This is a genomic window from Sphingobacterium sp. SG20118, assembly GCF_044740685.1.
GTDB lineage: Bacteria > Bacteroidota > Bacteroidia > Sphingobacteriales > Sphingobacteriaceae > Sphingobacterium.
The window spans coordinates 327,779-343,400 of sequence record NZ_CP172826.1 but is presented as its reverse complement, the minus strand read 5'-3'; the positions used below and the strand labels follow the sequence as shown (position 1 = coordinate 343,400).

Genomic DNA, 15,622 nt, shown 5'->3' with positions numbered 1-15,622 from the left:
ATACGGCAATTTTTTATGGAATAGGAAAACCGAGGATTTCCTATTGATGTCTGCTTTCGAGGTTTTTTGCGATAGTTTCCAATGAAATACCTTTCTCTCGTAGTAATACCAAGAGATGAAAAAACAAATCCGAGGTTTCATTGATAAAATCGTGTTCAGTTTCCGTCAACGCTGCAATTACAGTTTCCACTGCTTCCTCACCAACTTTTTGTGCTATCTTATTGATTCCCTTCGAGCGTAAACGATTCACGTATGATTCATCGGCAGGAAATTCGTAACGGTTTTTGATAATTTGTTCCAACTGCAACAGGAAATTCTGATTGTAATCGGTATCAAAACAACTGCGACTACCGGTATGACAAGTTGGGCCAACAGGCCTAGCTTTAATCAGTACAGTATCTTTATCGCAATCAATATGCAAACCAACGACTTCTAGAAAGTTTCCACTTTCTTCGCCCTTTGTCCATAAACGATTTTTACTTCTTGAAAAAAAAGTAACACGCTTCTCTGCTTGTGTTTTTTGCCATGCCTCTTCGTTCATATAGCCGAGCATCAACACCTCTAATGTTTGGGCGTCTTGCACGATCACAGGGACAAGTCCGTCACTTTTTGAAAAATCTAACATTTCTATTTTTATCTTGTGTAGAAGCCTGATAGCTTTTGACTCACTATTGCAAGCCCTTCTAACCTTCTAACTTCTTAACTATCTAACCTTCTAACGTACGACAATGCCGTTACTACGTAGTGTATTCTTTAATTCTGGAATCAGTATTTCACCATAATGGAATACCGAAGCTGCCAAGGCGGCATCAACATGTGCTTGTTGAAATACATCGACAAAATGTTGTTGATTACCTGCTCCACCTGAAGCGATCAATGGAATATGAATGGAGTCATTTATCTTTTTCAAAAGCCCATTATCAAATCCGTTCTTCGTACCATCGTGATCCATGGAAGTCAATAATATCTCCCCTGCACCTCTTTCTTGTGCTTCGAGAACCCAATCTTCCGTCTTGATATCCGTTTTGATTCGCCCTCCACTTAAATGAACAAAGTTTTGCCCTTCTAAATAACGCGTATCGATGGCAACAACAACAAATTGTGCCCCAAATGCGGCAGCAAGATCATTGATCAATTGTGGATTGCGAACAGCAGCTGAATTGATTGATATCTTATCTGCTCCTGCATTCAACAAGGCCTCTGCATCTTTCATTTCATTGATCCCACCTCCGATAGTAAATGGAATATTGATTTGACGGGCTACAGATTTTACTAAGTCTATGGTTGTCTTACGTCCTTCGTGTGTTGCCGCTATATCTAAAAAAACCAATTCATCTGCTCCTTGCTCGGAGTATTGCCATGCCAACTCAACCGGATCTCCAGCGTCACGTAGGTCAACAAAATTGACGCCCTTTACGGTACGCCCATCTTTAACATCGAGACAAGGAATTATACGTTTTGCCAACATCCTTAGAAGTTAATTAACGATTTCAAATTCCAATCTTTAATTTCTTCAATTGATATTCTATTTTCATAGATGGCTTTCCCAACAACTACAGATTCCATAGAACCCAATGCTTTTAAGTTGCTGATATCTGCCATAGAACTAATACCTCCAGAACCAATTAATTTGATAATTGGAGAATGATCCAACAACTTTTTGTAAAGCTCAACTCCAGCACCACCTAATTTACCATCTTTGCTGATGTCTGTACATAAGAAACGGTAAAATCCTAAAGCAAGACATTTGTCAATATATTCAATTAATTTAATTGGCGAAGATTCTAACCAACCCGAATATTTAATCACTTCGTCCAACACATCAATCGCAATCACGATATGATCCGCATATTTGACTTTACCTTCATTCAAGATGCTCAACTCTTCTAAGAAAGATGGGTTAGTGATCGCTTGTGTACCTACGATAACACGGTAAATACCTGCATCAACCAGTTCTTTGACTTTATCAATACTGCGAACTCCGCCACCGTATTGGATTTTCATTTCTGTTTTTTGAATGATGTCGAATAAATATTCTTGGTTACTAAAATCACCTTTTGCACCATTCAGGTCAATGATATGTACCAATTCAGTACCATTTGCATGATACTTCTCGATCTGCTCTTCTAAACTGATTTCATAAGTAGTGACATCATCGTAGTTTCCTTCTCTCAGACGAACAACCTTCTTATCTAATACGTCAATAGCGGGTATAATATACATTGTAAACTGTTTTTTTATTTCTAACTTAATTTTGAAAAATTCACTAATAACTGCTCACCAGCTTGACCAGATTTCTCGGGATGAAATTGCACACCGTAGAAATTCCCTTTTGCTATAGCCGCCGAAAATGGCAATCCATAGTCACACATCGCTGCGGTGTATTCCTTGTCATACTCAATGAAATAGGAATGCACAAAGTAAAAATAAGCATTATCTTCTATATTGCTGAATAATGGATTGTCATTTCTAATCGTAACGCTGTTCCATCCCATATGTGGAACCTTCCCTTTGATTTTTTTATCAAAGTGCAAGGTTTTCAAGGGTACGACACCCAATAGATCCGCATTTCCTTCTTCGGAAAAATCAGTCAATAGCTGCATCCCGACACAAATACCCAATACAGGTTTTTGAATGGTATGAATACATTCTGCTAAACCAGAAGCACGCAATTTTTCCATTGCGGCACCTGCATGCCCTACACCAGGAATAATGATACGATCATACTGATCGAGCTCTTCAATAGCATTGACCATACCATAGGTAAGTCCAACCCGATCTAAAGCTGCGGTCAGTGAAAAAATATTACCAGCGCCGTAATTTATAATTCCTATCATTGTTTTTTATAATCTATCGTCTCCAATCTATTATCTACAATACTCCTTTTGTACTGGGCAACTCCATATTGTCAGCATCTCGGCGAACTGCTTTTTTGATTGATTTGGCAAAAGCTTTGAATATCGCCTCGATTTTGTGATGTTCATTATCGCCTTCGGCCTTGATGTTTAAGTTTGACTTAGAGGCATCGGAAAATGATTTGAAAAAATGGAAAAACATTTCCGTTGGCATATCACCAATTTTCTCTCGTTTAAATTCAGCATCCCAAACAATCCAATTGCGGCCTCCAAAATCCAATGCCACTTGCGCTAAACAATCATCCATGGGCAAGGTATAAGAATAACGCTCAATTCCACGTTTGTCTCCCAATACTTTTAGGAATATTTCACCCAATGCGATACCGGTATCTTCAATAGTATGATGCTCATCAATATGTAAATCACCCTTTGCCTTAACTGTTAGATCTATCGCACCGTGACGGGCAATTTGATCAAGCATATGGTCAAAAAATGGTAAACCTGTTTCAATATCTGCTTTTCCAGAACCGTCTAAATTCAATTTGATATAGATATCCGTTTCGTTGGTCTTGCGGTGGTGTTCACCTGTACGCGTTCCCAATTTCAAGTACTCATAGATGGATTTCCAATCGGTTGTTTCCAAACCTATTGTATCAGCTTCAATCTGTACATTTTCCAAAGCACCTAATCCGTCGTTATTACGCAACCAAATAGCCTTTGCACCTAAATTTTGAGCCAATTTTACATCGTTCACACGGTCACCGATGACAAAAGATTGCGCTAAATTGTATTTCGAAGGATCGAAATAATCCAACAACATACCAATTCCTGGTTTTCGTGTTGCAGCATTTTCATGTGGAAATGTGCGGTCGATATGCTCTTTAGAAAAAAGAACTCCTTCGGCGGCAAATGTGTCTACAATAAATTGATGGACTGGCCAAAATTTCTCATCCGGATGTACATCTGTCCCCAGACCGTCTTGATTAGAAACTAAAACTAAGTCGAAATCCAATTCTTTGGCAATGCGTGGAAGGTATTGCAATGCACCTGGGTAGAATTTAAGTTTAGCAAAAGAATCAATTTGTTGATCCTCTGGTTCTAAAATTAAAGTACCATCGCGGTCGATAAACAATACACGTTTAAGCTGATTAGGCATTCTTTTATATGTTGATTGTGGTTAATTTTTCTAATAATATGCGGTTTTCAGCTGGCGTACCGATTGTAATACGAAGGCATCCTTCACACAGCTCTACTTTTGACCGATCACGGACAATGATTCCGTGCGCTACTAAATGTGCATACACGCCTTTTGGATCATCCAATTTCACTAAAATAAAATTAGCATCTGAAGGAGTGATGTGCTGCACCATTTCTAGTCTCTGCAGTTCTTGGACTAATTTTTCTCGCTCTTCTACAGTTTGTTTAATCCAAGTGTTCACTTGCTCAACTTGCTCCAAAGCCTCTAGGACAATATCCTGAGTTGCTTGATTGATGTTATATGGTGGCTTTATTTTATTGAATACAGCAATAATTTCAGTACTTGCAAAAGCCATCCCCAAACGTAAGGCTGCTAGTCCCCATGCTTTGGATAATGTTTGTAATACGACCAAGTTTTGGTATTCCGCCAATTCCTGCGTAAATGATTTTGACTGCGAAAAATTGATATATGCTTCATCCACCACAACCAAACCATCAAAGTTATTTAAGATAGCTTCAATATCATGGCGATTGATCGTATTACCTGTCGGATTATTCGGTGAACAGATAAAAATCAATTTGGTATGCTCGTCCACTGCTGCTTCAATTGCAGGAAGATCTAATTGATAATCAAGGGTTAGATTAACTTTACGAAATGCCACATCATTGATATTCGCCGACACCTCGTACATACCATAAGTGGGCGGCACCAAAACTACATTGTCTATTCCAGGACGACAAAATGCGCGGAATAAGATATCAATGGCCTCATCGCTTCCATTACCTAAGAACATATTTTCTGCAGGAACACCTTTGATCTGCGCAAGCTTATGCTTCACTTGATGCTGCAGAGGGTCGGGATAACGGTTGTAGTTATGCGCTAATGGTGAACCAAAAGCGTTTTCATTCGCATCGATTAAAATAGATGCTTCCCCCTTGAATTCATCTCTTGCAGAAGAATAAGGTACGAGATTTTTAATATTATCCCGTAATAGTTTCGTTAAGTTGAATGGAGTGTCCATTAATTTATTAAATTTAAAATCGTAAACTTAGATAAATTTGCTTAAATACACAATCATTATTGCGGATCTAAGCAAAGTTCTCGTTTTCTCTTCTGTAATTTTGTTTTTTTGTATGGAAGAAATATGTGGAATACTTTACGAATATCATTATACTGAGAACCATTTTCCTTCTTGCGATAGCATCGTTTGCTGGAAAACAGATTGTGCTTCGAGCAATAAAGGTTGTAAATCTTTGTATCGTGCGGAATAATGGCCTAATAATAACTTACTTGCATGTGTTTCTTTTGCTATTTCTCCTGCTTCCAAAGCAGTGGTATGAAACGTTTCTTTAGCACGGTCTACCATTTCATGGAGAAAGGTAGATTCATGATACATTAATGATGCATGCTGTATATAAGGTAAATAATTTGCTGTTCGTACGGTATCTGAGCAGTAGACATAACTACGGGATAAGGGTCCTGGTAAGGTGTAATCATCTGCTTTAAACACATGTCCATCTTCACGCACATAATCCACCCCGTTTTTTAATCGTTGATAGTACGCTACCGGGATACCATCTTTTTCAATCTCTTCTACCAGCAAGTGGCGCGAACGCTGCCCTTCATCAAAACGAAAGCCGGTACAGGGTATACGGTGAGTCAATGGAAATGTACTGACCTTGAGTGTGCGATTTTCAAAGATTACCTCTGGCGTTTCCGCGGAGGTTTCATGAAAAATAAGATTATAACGAAGTGTGGTCTCCGAATATCGAAACTGAACAGCCAGTATTTCATCAAGTCCCTTTGGTCCATACAGATGCAGATCACTTTTACGACCGATTAAATGCATGGAGGACAACAATCCAACTAATCCGAGATAATGATCTCCATGCAAATGACTGATGAAAATATGATTGATTTTATTGCTTTTAATACCATAACGGGTCAATTGCATCTGAGTGCCTTCTCCACAATCGATTAAAAACAATTGTTCATTGAAGTTTACTACTTGACTCGTTGGATGCCTATCATACATAGGCGTTGCGGAGCTATTCCCTAAAATCAAAACTTCAAAGCGCATATTATTTTTCTTTCTCTCCTCTATAATCCATTTCTATCTCGTGTGCAAAAACACGTTCTTCCGCATCTTTGACGGAATTGACAATTGTAAAACTTCTTTGCATATGGGACATCTCCAAAAGGTCGAGCACTTCTGAATCTAAATTTGCTAGAATAAAAAGCCCGCCGCTTGAATCACACAGACGATTGGCCAATAAAGCCAATCGAATACTGCTCTCATCTATTTTACGAACATTTGATAGGTCTAATATGATATTACGTTGACCCACCGTATTTCTCAATAAGAATTCCCCCTTCAATTTAATCGCTTTTTCAGCATCGAGAATATCGCAAAGTGGTTCTATCACAATATAACGGTCATGCTTATCAATCGTATATTTCATAATTCAGGTCCTTTCCTTTAGTATTTTAGTTCTTTTAAAGCTTGTGAAACATTCCGTTCTACACGTTGCAAAACGTCCTCTTGGTTTGGATACACGAACTTCTCGCCTACAATATGCTCATAAAGTTCGATATATCGCTCAGAAATTGATTTAATTATTTCATCGGTCATTTCTGGAACTTGTTGTCCATCTTTACCTTGAAATCCATTTTCGATTAGCCATTTACGCACAAATTCTTTTGATAACTGCTTTTGCGCTTCACCATTTTCCTGACGTTCTGCATAACCTTCTGCATAAAAATAACGAGAAGAATCGGGGCTATGGATTTCGTCAATCAAAATTATCTGCCCATCTTTTTTTCCAAATTCATATTTGGTGTCCGCCAATATCAACCCTCTTTCTGCTGCGATCTCGGTACCGCGTTGAAAAAGCGCTTTGGTATAGTTCTCCAACTGGATATAATCTTCTTCACTCACGATTCCTCTTTCCAAAATAGCAGCTCTGGAAATATCTTCATCATGTCCTACGGCAGCTTTGGTAGTTGGAGTAATGATCGGCACAGGTAATTTATCATTTTCTTTCAATCCTTCAGGCAATGATTCACCGCATACTGTTCGTCTACCAGCGCTGTATTCACGCCATGCATGTCCGGATAAGTAGCCACGAATAACCATCTCTACCTTAAAAGGCTCGCACATGATACCTATAGTCACACTCGGATCTGGAACAGACACGACCCAGTTTGGCAGAATATCCGCTGTAGCTTTTAAAAATTTAGCAGCAATTTGATTCAGTATCTGCCCTTTATAAGGAATGGGCTTTGGCAATACGACATCAAATGCCGATATACGATCGGAAGCGACCATAGCTAAATATTCATTTGCAATGGTGTACACATCACGTACTTTCCCTCTATAAAAAGAGGTTTGATTTTCGAAATTAAAATTTGTTTCTTTTATCGCGTTCATATCTTGAATGGGTGTTCTCTCACTATTTATATTTTATCACTAACTCTTAAACATTCCGGTTTAAGCATTAGATATCACCGTATGCTTCCAAGATGCGCTTCACTAGTTTATGACGTACGACATCTGCACCATTCAGATGAACAATATCGATTCCTTCAATATTATCCAATAGCCTAATTGCGGTAGCCAATCCGGATTGATTCTTTCTGGGTAAATCAATTTGAGTTACATCACCTGTCACAATGAATTTTGCTGTTGGCCCCATACGGGTCAAAAACATTTTCAACTGCATATCGGTTGCATTTTGTGCTTCATCCAAAATCACAAAACAATTATCCAATGTACGTCCACGCATAAAAGCTAATGGAGCGACCTCAATCGTTCGATTCTCCAAATACCCTTTTAATTTTTCTGGTGGAATCATATCATCGAGTGCATCGTATAGCGGACGAAGGTAAGGATCCACCTTTTCCTTCAAGTCTCCTGGAAGAAAACCTAGGTTTCTCGCCGGCTTCTACTGCTGGTCGCGTTAATATAATACGTTTGATTTCTTTGTTACGCAAAGCACGAACGGCTAAAGCGACTGCGGTATAGGTTTTACCTGTACCTGCGGGGCCAATGGCAAAAAGGATATCATTCTTATTGATGCTATCCACCATCTTTCTTTGATTGGGAGTACGCGCACGAACGACAATACCGTTTGGTCCATACACAATGGGCTCGCTTCCTAATATTGCAGCCTTTTCGGCAAGCAACTTCTCTTCTTGAGCAGCTGATCCAGAGGGAGTGTGCATTAGATTTTCCAAATCCATCAAAGAAAGTTTATTATACTTTTCTAAATGGCCGAGTACATCATCAAAAGAATTTTTAAATGACTCCAGTTGCTGTTCATCACCAAGCACCTTCATCTCATTTCCTCTAGCGACAATTCTCAACTTGGGATATTGCTTTTTTATGTAGTCAAAATGCTCATTTTGAGCACCCCAAAGAATCGCTAGATTGATTGCATCCAATGTAATTTGTAATTCGTTCAAATCATTCAATTTAAGGTGAATTCTTTCTCTATTGGTAAATTACGACTCACATTAACCAACATCCAAAAATACAGTATTAAAATTAAAATTGACAGCACATTTAAGAATAAAAATAAAAAAAACAGTACCGTTTTAAAATTTTATCTGGGTGGGTATCAAGATTAAAAAGAAGCTTATTAAACCAATCCTATAGAATAACATCAATCTATTTATTTTTATCAGAACACATTACGTACTTTTGTGTACCTTTTCTTCTTTTTGCGTTAATTTTACATTAATTTTGAGGATTGAGTTTACAAATTAAAGCCTTAACAAAAAGAATTCTAGGGATATATCATAAGGGAGAATAAGCAAGAATGGGAGTTATTACATTAACAACAGATTTAGGACATAAGGATTTCTATCAAGCAGCATTAAAGGGCAGTTTGATTTCAGAACTCCCTGATGTGCGAATAGTTGATATTACACACGAGATACCTGCCTTTAATATACCACGAGCTGCGTTTGTTCTGGCAAATGCCTATCATTATTTTCCAAAAAAAACGGTTCATATCATTGGAATCAATACCTTGTATCATGAGGACTCACGTTATGTAGCTATGAAGTACAATGATCACTTTTTTGTGGGTGCCGACAATGGTATTTTCAGCTTGCTCCTCAATGGGGAGAAACCTCAAGAGCTTGTCGAAATCAACTTGATACAGGACTTACGTTACCTGCATTTCCCATTAGCAGATATTCTAACAAAATCTGCCTGTCATATCGCAAAAGGTGGTAAACTGACTGCAATCGGAAACACAATTGCACAGACGGTAGAAAAGGTGACTTTACAGCCTATTTTTGACAAAGATACCATTCGCGGAAATGTCGTGTATGTAGATGCCTTTGGTAATGCGATCACAAACATTTCTAAGGACCTATTCAATCGTGTTCAAAAAGGAAGAAGCTTTACCCTGTATTTTAAAAGAAGTGAAACAATTACGAACCTCTCATGGAATTATAATGAGGTGACGGAAGGCGAAAAGCTTTGTCTTTTCGGTATCAGCAATTTTCTAGAAATTGCTATGAACAAAGCAAATGCGAGTCAACTATTAGGTCTATTTGACGACGAATCGCACATCATTCGGATTGAATTCAACAATTGACCCCTATCCGGGTGATTAAACTTTCAGTAAGTTTGTTTGTCATACCGAAGATTTAAAAATAACACAACATGCAGTTATTACAACGATTTTCATTACTTATACTTTTTTTAACAAGTTTATCTGCCTTTGGACAAAACGCAGATTCGACTTCCTATGAAGCGCAACGCTTGCGTGTCAACAAACTCATCGAAGACCGAAAAGTAAAATTCAGCGAATACGACCTCAGCTTAGAAAAGAAGACAGCCATCTTCGGCTTATTCAAATCGAAAGATGATATGCAGAAGACCGTTGATATATTAAAAAATATCGTCATCACAGACAATAATATTTTCCTTGAAACGCGTAGACTGATTAATATCAAAGATGATGAAAAACAGAAATTTCAAAATCTCGCAGTAGAGTATGACAAACAGGTGTCTGCTTATATTGGCACAATCAATAAGTTGCAAAAAGAGAACGAAAAATTAAAAAAGGAGCTCGAAAAAATAGAAGGAAGCGATCATAACACAAATATCTTTCTATACATAGCACTCGCTATCATTGCTGTTCTGGGTTATTTATTATTCCAAAACCAAAAAATTACTAAACGATGATAAGTCATCAATCAAGAGTCGTTACTTTTGCAAGTCTCAATATTAAATTGATGATTTATGGCAAGAGGATTTAACAGCGGAAATAAGCAAGAAGAAGAAACTACCCAAACCGAAACTTAATAAGGAATTATTAAAAAAAGCGTCTCAGATACTTTCCTATCTAAAACCATATAGAACGAAGTTTCTGTTGGGCATGCTTTTTTTAATTCTTTCTAGTTTAGCAATGTTGACGTTTCCGGCACTTTTGGGTGCTATGATTGATGCGGCGGAGGGAAACCAAAAATACGAATGGTTACCTGCTAATGTATTTGAAATTGGCGCTATTGCTTTTGCCATTCTAACTTTCATGTCGATTGTCTCATTTTTTAGGATCCGACTATTTGTAGAAATAGCAGAGAGGGCTCTGGCTAGTATTCGCCGAGATTCCTATCAAAAATTGATATCTCTTCCCATGGAATTCTTTGCAAATCGTCGTGTTGGAGAATTAAACAGTAGACTATCTGCAGACTTGGCGCAGATACAGGATACCATGACAACCACATTAGCTGAAATATTGAGACAATGTATCAGTTTAGCATTCGGTGTTGCATTATTGGTATATGTTTCGCCAAAATTGGCCTTAATGAATCTCTGTATTTTGCCGATATTAGTTGTTACTGCGATAGTCTTCGGTAAATTTATCCGTAATCTATCCCGCCAAGCACAGGATAAGCTGGCAGAATCCAATACCATCGTCCAAGAAACACTACAAGGCATCAGCAACGTCAAGGCCTTTGTCAACGAATATTACGAAACTAAAAGATACACCAATAGACTCGATGCTGTAGTTAGCCTCGCAGTTAAGGGAGCAACCTACAGAGGAGCATTCGCTTCTTTTATCATCTTCTGTATTTTTGGAGCTGTCATTGCTGTTATCTGGTATGGCTCGACACTCGTATTTTTAGGAGAAATGACCGTTGGTGGTTTAACCACCTATATCCTTTACTCCATGTTTGTCGCAGGCTCAATGGGCAGTTTCCCTGAGTTATATGCCAATATCCAGAAAGCACTTGGAGCAAGTGAACGTATACTTGAAATCTTACAGGAAGACCAAGAGGATATCCTGATCGATGAAACGTCAAAAGAAATCCGAAAACATTTCCATGGTGACCTGACCTTTAATAAGGTATCATTTTCCTATCCAAGTAGACCGGATATTAAAATTTTAAAAGACCTTACTTTTCATGCTAAAGCGGGTCAAAAAATAGCCATTGTAGGCCCAAGTGGTATTGGAAAATCTACAATCGCGTCTTTGATACTTCAATTTTACAAACCCGATGGTGGAGAAATCCTTTATGACGGTATGAGCAGTGCTGATTACTTATTATCCGATATCCGTAATCAAGTGGCTATTGTACCCCAAGATGTCTTATTATTTGGTGGCACTATTCGTGAAAACATTGCTTACGGCCGATTGGATGCTGAAGCAGACCATATCATCACTGCTGCAAAACGAGCCCATGCCCACGATTTTATCATGAACTTTCCAGAAGGATATGATACACTTGTAGGTGAAAGAGGGGTGAAACTTTCAGGCGGTCAGCGACAACGTATTGCAATTGCACGAGCCTTATTGAAAGACCCAGCGATCTTAATCCTTGACGAGGCGACTTCATCGTTAGATTCAGAATCAGAAAGACAAGTACAACTGGCGCTAGAAGAATTAATGAGGGGCAGAAACTTCCATCATCATTGCACATCGATTGTCCACAATTGTAGACTCAGATCAAATTATGGTTATTGAAAACGGAACTGTTTCCGAATCTGGCAACCATATCGAACTCATGAGCAAAGGAAGTGGCCTGTATCATCATCTCTACTCCTTACAGTCGAAACAGCAAGTTCAATTGTAAAAAAATGTTAATTTAATAGCGTTTTGAAAACTTTTATCATCCAGAGCTGTTAATTTGGTATCATAGTTGAAAGAAGTATATAAAATTTGAGCGTTATGAAAAATAAAAATGGATTAGTAGCATTTGCACTGGTAGGTTTAGCAGCAGGTGCTGCAGCATGGTACCTGTTAGGTACTGATGATGGTAAAAAACAATTAAGTCGTGCTAATGACGGTATTAAAGATCTCACTCGTTCGCTAAAAGATGTTTCAAAAAGAGAAGCTAAAAGAGCTCGTAAATTAGCAAGTCAAGCTTCTGAAGAATTGCACGCATTAAAAGACAAGGCATCAGAAAAATTTGACGACCTTACACATAGAGCATCTGATGATTTAGCATCATTAAAAAACAAAGCAAAAGAAGTTGGTAGAGATGCTTTGGACAGTACCAATCATTCAGCAAAAAAATTGGTTGATCAGGTTGATGATGCTGTTGATACTGCAAAAAGAAAAGTTGATAACGCATAATCGCCCTTAAAATTTACTTCCTCGTTGCACTATTCATTCAGCTTATTACAATTCATTTGTATCTTTGCGCTGTATGAATTTACTACAACAGGTAAAAACTTTAATTTATAAAGATGCTACACTTGAATGGCGCTCTAAATACGCCATTAATAGCATTTTACTATATGTAATATCTACAGTATTTGTTTGCTACCAAGCATTCAAATCTGTAGATGCTACCATATGGAATGCCCTCTTTTGGATCATCATGCTTTTTGCATCAATCAATGCCATAAACAAAAGTTTTGTCCAAGAAAGCCAACAACGTCAGCTCTATTACTATGCTATTGTAAGCCCCAGAGCAATTATCCTTTCCAAAATCTTTTACAACATGTTTATAATGGCATTTTTAGCTATTATTGCTTTTGTAACCTATTCTATGGTTTTTAGAACCCCATTAGGAGATCCTGCATTATATTTTTTCGCGGTCATTCTTGGTAGTATCAGTTTCGCATCTGTCTTCACGATGGTTTCGGGCATTACTTCAAAAGCCGGCAACAATAGTACCCTCATGGCCATCTTAAGTTTTCCGGTCATTATCCCCCTTCTTATCGTATTGATTAAGCTCTCGCAGAATGCAATGCAGGGATTGGACAGGGCGCAAAGTATAAATGAAATCGTCGTTTTAATTGCAATTAATATCATCACCATCACTATTTCTTTATTGTTATTTCCTTACCTTTGGCGTGATTAATTGCACAGTTTCAGTTTTTAAATATTCATAATAATGAGAAAAATTTGGTGGAAAATTTTAGCAGTAGTCTTAATTTCATTAGTCATAATTGCAGGTCTACTTGGACCAGTACCTGCCTTATTCCTTCTTCATGAAACCATCCGAAATGTTTATTTCCATGTCCCGATGTGGTTCGCGATGCTTTTCCTTTATTTAATATCTGTTATCTACAGTATCAAATACCTCAACACGGGTAAACAAGAATATGATTTATTAGCGGTAGAGGCCGTGAATACTGGGATTACATTTTGCTTAATGGGCTTAGCCACGGGAATGCTTTGGGCTAATATTACTTGGGGTGAAACCATGGCCTAATGACCCTAAATTAAATGGATCCGCAATTGCAACTCTTATGTACCTCGCTTATCTGGTGTTAAGAAATGCACTGGAAGAGGAACAGAAAAGAGCAAAAATATCAGCAGTCTATAATATTTTCGCTTTCCCTATCATGGTAGTATTGCTTTATATCTTACCAAAATTGACCGACTCCCTACACCCAGGAAGTGGTGGTAACACGGCATTCAGCAATTTAGACATGAACAATCAGTTACGCCCGGTATTCTATACGTCTATCATTGGCTGGATTTTAATTGGCTCTTGGATGTGCTCACTGCGTTACCGCATGCGCCTGATTGAAAGCAAACAAAATGAAATTAATTAATTTTTATTAAAAAACTTATTACACTTGATATGAAAAAGTTATCACTTTCAATCGCTCTAGTAATGATGACTACATTGAACATCTTTGCACAAGGCGATATCGATATGGCAACTGGACTAAGAAGTTCAGGTAAAATATACGTTGTTGTCTTGGTTATGCTTGTATTGTTCTTTGGAGTAGCAGCTTATCTATTTATTTTAGATCGTAAAATAACACGATTAGAGAAACGTCAAGATCAAAAATAACTGCTATAAAAGATTTATTTAAACAATGCTATCATATCAAAATATGATGGCATTGTTGGTTTTAGCAAATCTAATTCGGAATAAAATAGTAATATTGTAGCTCATAAATGGAAAAGGACATACATGATTATCAGTCAATTTAGGAAATACACCCCCATCAATATCTTATTTTTAATCCTCATCGGATTTCTCCTATGTTTCGGTGTATTCATTCATCTACCTGAGCGTCTTACTCCTATTCTTTTTGAGCCTGCTCTCGGCAACTTATTGGGGAAAGACGGAATCAACACCCTTTCTCCTCAAATGAATGTAATGGTGACTTTGGGCTTGACCATCATCCAGGCAACCATCATCAATCGTGTTATCGGTCACTTCAATTTATTGGGAAAACCTAGTTTCTTGGTTGCACTGATGTACCTCACTTTAGCGAGTTTGTTCTTACCTTTCTTGGTCATTTCTCCAACACTGATCTGTAACTTTATATCCGTTTGGATGTTGAGCAAGTTATTGAGTCTATACAGACAACATGATATCAAAGCGCTCATGTTCGACTTGGGCATGATAGTCGCCATAGGGAGTTTGATTTACTTCCCTTTTATTATCATGTTTCTATTACTTTGGATCAGTCTCATCATTTTTAGACCATTTAATTGGCGCGAATGGGCCTCTCCATTATTGGGGTTTATAACGATTTATTTTGTTCTCGCGGTAATCTACCTATGGTTAGGAAGATTTCAAGATTTTTACAGCATCTGGCTTCCATTGACCAACACGTTTCCGACCACAATCAGCATGGAATTCCATGATTACTTGGTTCTTATTCCCATTGTATTTAACTTGATTCTCTTTCTAGCAATTCTAAAAGATAATTTCTTCAGGAGCGTGGTCCATATTCGAAAATCATTTCAGCTTTTATTTTTCATGTTCATTTTGGCTTTCGCTTCATTCTACTGGAATAAACAAATCACAGAGACACATTTTTTGTTATGTGCTCCACCATTAGCGATATACATGGCTTATTATTTTACACATGCCAAGAAAAAATGGATTTTCGAGAGTGTTTATGCTATCATTATTTTAACAATTCTGTATTTTCAGTTTTTCTAAAATTTTAACAATCAGTAGTTTAACCTTTTTTAACAAAATCAACTCTACAAGGTCACAAAAATTAAATAGTTTTGTATGCTGAGAAGATCATCTTGAAATATAAATTGGAATAGATTTTTAACCCGTTATACCGATCTTTTCCATAAATTTAGAATCTTTGAAACACAAAACTTTAATATTATTATTT

Annotated in this window: 16 protein-coding genes and 2 pseudogenes; 8 read left to right on the top strand and 10 right to left on the bottom strand. The window is 37.6% G+C overall.

Translation table 11 applies throughout. The annotated features are described in order from the left end of the window. Positions 1–40 precede the first annotated feature (40 nt). From hisIE to ACFX5U_RS01665, 10 genes and pseudogenes are all read right to left on the bottom strand, one after another. Entirely contained in the window at positions 41–637 is a 597-nt protein-coding gene (hisIE, locus tag ACFX5U_RS01710; RefSeq protein WP_280571760.1) for a bifunctional phosphoribosyl-AMP cyclohydrolase/phosphoribosyl-ATP diphosphatase HisIE, read from the bottom strand. Between the two features lie 78 nt (positions 638–715). Then, the gene (gene hisF, locus ACFX5U_RS01705) at positions 716–1,468 is read right to left on the bottom strand and encodes an imidazole glycerol phosphate synthase subunit HisF (protein WP_038695752.1); all 753 of its coding nucleotides are present in this window, start codon (positions 1,466–1,468) and stop codon (positions 716–718) included. Between the two features lie 2 nt (positions 1,469–1,470). Continuing rightward, a complete protein-coding gene (locus ACFX5U_RS01700; RefSeq protein ID WP_400262337.1) occupies positions 1,471–2,223 on the bottom strand; it encodes a HisA/HisF-related TIM barrel protein in 753 nt (250 codons plus the stop codon). Between the two features lie 20 nt (positions 2,224–2,243). Further along, positions 2,244–2,837, bottom strand: coding sequence for an imidazole glycerol phosphate synthase subunit HisH (hisH, locus tag ACFX5U_RS01695; RefSeq protein WP_400262336.1), 594 nt, complete (start codon positions 2,835–2,837; stop codon positions 2,244–2,246). A gap of 34 nt (positions 2,838–2,871) precedes the next feature. After that, positions 2,872–4,011 (bottom strand): bifunctional histidinol-phosphatase/imidazoleglycerol-phosphate dehydratase HisB, encoded by a 1,140-nt coding sequence (gene hisB, locus ACFX5U_RS01690; RefSeq protein WP_400262335.1) that lies wholly within the window; start codon positions 4,009–4,011, stop codon positions 2,872–2,874. Between the two features lie 4 nt (positions 4,012–4,015). After that, positions 4,016–5,074 (bottom strand): histidinol-phosphate transaminase, encoded by a 1,059-nt coding sequence (hisC, locus tag ACFX5U_RS01685; protein WP_400262334.1) that lies wholly within the window; start codon positions 5,072–5,074, stop codon positions 4,016–4,018. Between the two features lie 147 nt (positions 5,075–5,221). Continuing rightward, entirely contained in the window at positions 5,222–6,133 is a 912-nt protein-coding gene (locus ACFX5U_RS01680) for a ribonuclease Z (RefSeq protein ID WP_038695745.1), read from the bottom strand. A 1-nt stretch (position 6,134) separates the two neighbouring features. Next, positions 6,135–6,515, bottom strand: coding sequence for an STAS domain-containing protein (locus tag ACFX5U_RS01675; RefSeq protein WP_038695743.1), 381 nt, complete (start codon positions 6,513–6,515; stop codon positions 6,135–6,137). A 17-nt stretch (positions 6,516–6,532) separates the two neighbouring features. Next, positions 6,533–7,483, bottom strand: coding sequence for a phosphoribosylaminoimidazolesuccinocarboxamide synthase (locus tag ACFX5U_RS01670; protein ID WP_280570930.1), 951 nt, complete (start codon positions 7,481–7,483; stop codon positions 6,533–6,535). A gap of 67 nt (positions 7,484–7,550) precedes the next feature. Further along, positions 7,551–8,517: pseudogene (locus ACFX5U_RS01665) on the bottom strand (PhoH family protein). 356 nt (positions 8,518–8,873) lie between these two features. Between ACFX5U_RS01665 and ACFX5U_RS01660 the strand changes: the two are divergent. The 8 genes and pseudogenes from ACFX5U_RS01660 to ACFX5U_RS01625 all read left to right on the top strand — a co-directional run bounded on the left by ACFX5U_RS01660 (position 8,874) and on the right by ACFX5U_RS01625 (position 15,435). After that, entirely contained in the window at positions 8,874–9,662 is a 789-nt protein-coding gene (locus ACFX5U_RS01660) for an S-adenosyl-l-methionine hydroxide adenosyltransferase family protein (RefSeq protein ID WP_038695739.1), read from the top strand. Between the two features lie 68 nt (positions 9,663–9,730). Further along, on the top strand, positions 9,731–10,255 hold the full coding sequence (locus ACFX5U_RS01655) for a hypothetical protein (protein ID WP_400262333.1): 525 nt from the start codon (positions 9,731–9,733) through the stop codon (positions 10,253–10,255). 193 nt (positions 10,256–10,448) lie between these two features. Further along, positions 10,449–12,038, top strand: coding sequence for an ABC transporter ATP-binding protein (locus tag ACFX5U_RS01650; RefSeq protein ID WP_400262332.1), 1,590 nt, complete (start codon positions 10,449–10,451; stop codon positions 12,036–12,038). A 204-nt stretch (positions 12,039–12,242) separates the two neighbouring features. After that, positions 12,243–12,650, top strand: coding sequence for a hypothetical protein (locus tag ACFX5U_RS01645; protein ID WP_038695734.1), 408 nt, complete (start codon positions 12,243–12,245; stop codon positions 12,648–12,650). A 73-nt stretch (positions 12,651–12,723) separates the two neighbouring features. Then, complete coding sequence (locus tag ACFX5U_RS01640; RefSeq protein WP_280570933.1) at positions 12,724–13,383, top strand: heme exporter protein CcmB; 660 nt, start codon at positions 12,724–12,726, stop codon at positions 13,381–13,383. Between the two features lie 33 nt (positions 13,384–13,416). Then, positions 13,417–14,083, top strand: a pseudogene (gene ccsA / locus ACFX5U_RS01635) (cytochrome c biogenesis protein CcsA). Between the two features lie 29 nt (positions 14,084–14,112). Then, a complete protein-coding gene (locus ACFX5U_RS01630) occupies positions 14,113–14,328 on the top strand; it encodes a CcmD family protein (RefSeq protein WP_038695728.1) in 216 nt (71 codons plus the stop codon). 123 nt (positions 14,329–14,451) lie between these two features. Then, on the top strand, positions 14,452–15,435 hold the full coding sequence (locus ACFX5U_RS01625) for a DUF6427 family protein (protein ID WP_038695726.1): 984 nt from the start codon (positions 14,452–14,454) through the stop codon (positions 15,433–15,435). Positions 15,436–15,622 lie beyond the last annotated feature (187 nt).

Excerpts from the sequence above, each read along its gene's own strand:
- ACFX5U_RS01650 (WP_400262332.1), top strand. The coding sequence starts at position 10,449 with ATGCTTTTTTTAATTCTTTCTAGTTTAGCAATGTTGACGTTTCCGGCA.
- ACFX5U_RS01625 (WP_038695726.1), top strand. The coding sequence starts at position 14,452 with ATGATTATCAGTCAATTTAGGAAATACACCCCCATCAATATCTTATTT.
- ACFX5U_RS01675 (WP_038695743.1), bottom strand. The coding sequence starts at position 6,515 with ATGAAATATACGATTGATAAGCATGACCGTTATATTGTGATAGAACCA.
- ACFX5U_RS01655 (WP_400262333.1), top strand. The coding sequence starts at position 9,731 with ATGCAGTTATTACAACGATTTTCATTACTTATACTTTTTTTAACAAGT.
- hisC (WP_400262334.1), bottom strand. The coding sequence starts at position 5,074 with ATGGACACTCCATTCAACTTAACGAAACTATTACGGGATAATATTAAA.
- ACFX5U_RS01680 (WP_038695745.1), bottom strand. The coding sequence starts at position 6,133 with ATGCGCTTTGAAGTTTTGATTTTAGGGAATAGCTCCGCAACGCCTATG.
- ACFX5U_RS01630 (WP_038695728.1), top strand. The coding sequence starts at position 14,113 with ATGAAAAAGTTATCACTTTCAATCGCTCTAGTAATGATGACTACATTG.
- ACFX5U_RS01640 (WP_280570933.1), top strand. The coding sequence starts at position 12,724 with ATGAATTTACTACAACAGGTAAAAACTTTAATTTATAAAGATGCTACA.
- ACFX5U_RS01660 (WP_038695739.1), top strand. The coding sequence starts at position 8,874 with ATGGGAGTTATTACATTAACAACAGATTTAGGACATAAGGATTTCTAT.
- hisB (WP_400262335.1), bottom strand. The coding sequence starts at position 4,011 with ATGCCTAATCAGCTTAAACGTGTATTGTTTATCGACCGCGATGGTACT.
- hisF (WP_038695752.1), bottom strand. The coding sequence starts at position 1,468 with ATGTTGGCAAAACGTATAATTCCTTGTCTCGATGTTAAAGATGGGCGT.
- ACFX5U_RS01700 (WP_400262337.1), bottom strand. The coding sequence starts at position 2,223 with ATGTATATTATACCCGCTATTGACGTATTAGATAAGAAGGTTGTTCGT.
- ACFX5U_RS01670 (WP_280570930.1), bottom strand. The coding sequence starts at position 7,483 with ATGAACGCGATAAAAGAAACAAATTTTAATTTCGAAAATCAAACCTCT.
- ACFX5U_RS01645 (WP_038695734.1), top strand. The coding sequence starts at position 12,243 with ATGAAAAATAAAAATGGATTAGTAGCATTTGCACTGGTAGGTTTAGCA.
- hisH (WP_400262336.1), bottom strand. The coding sequence starts at position 2,837 with ATGATAGGAATTATAAATTACGGCGCTGGTAATATTTTTTCACTGACC.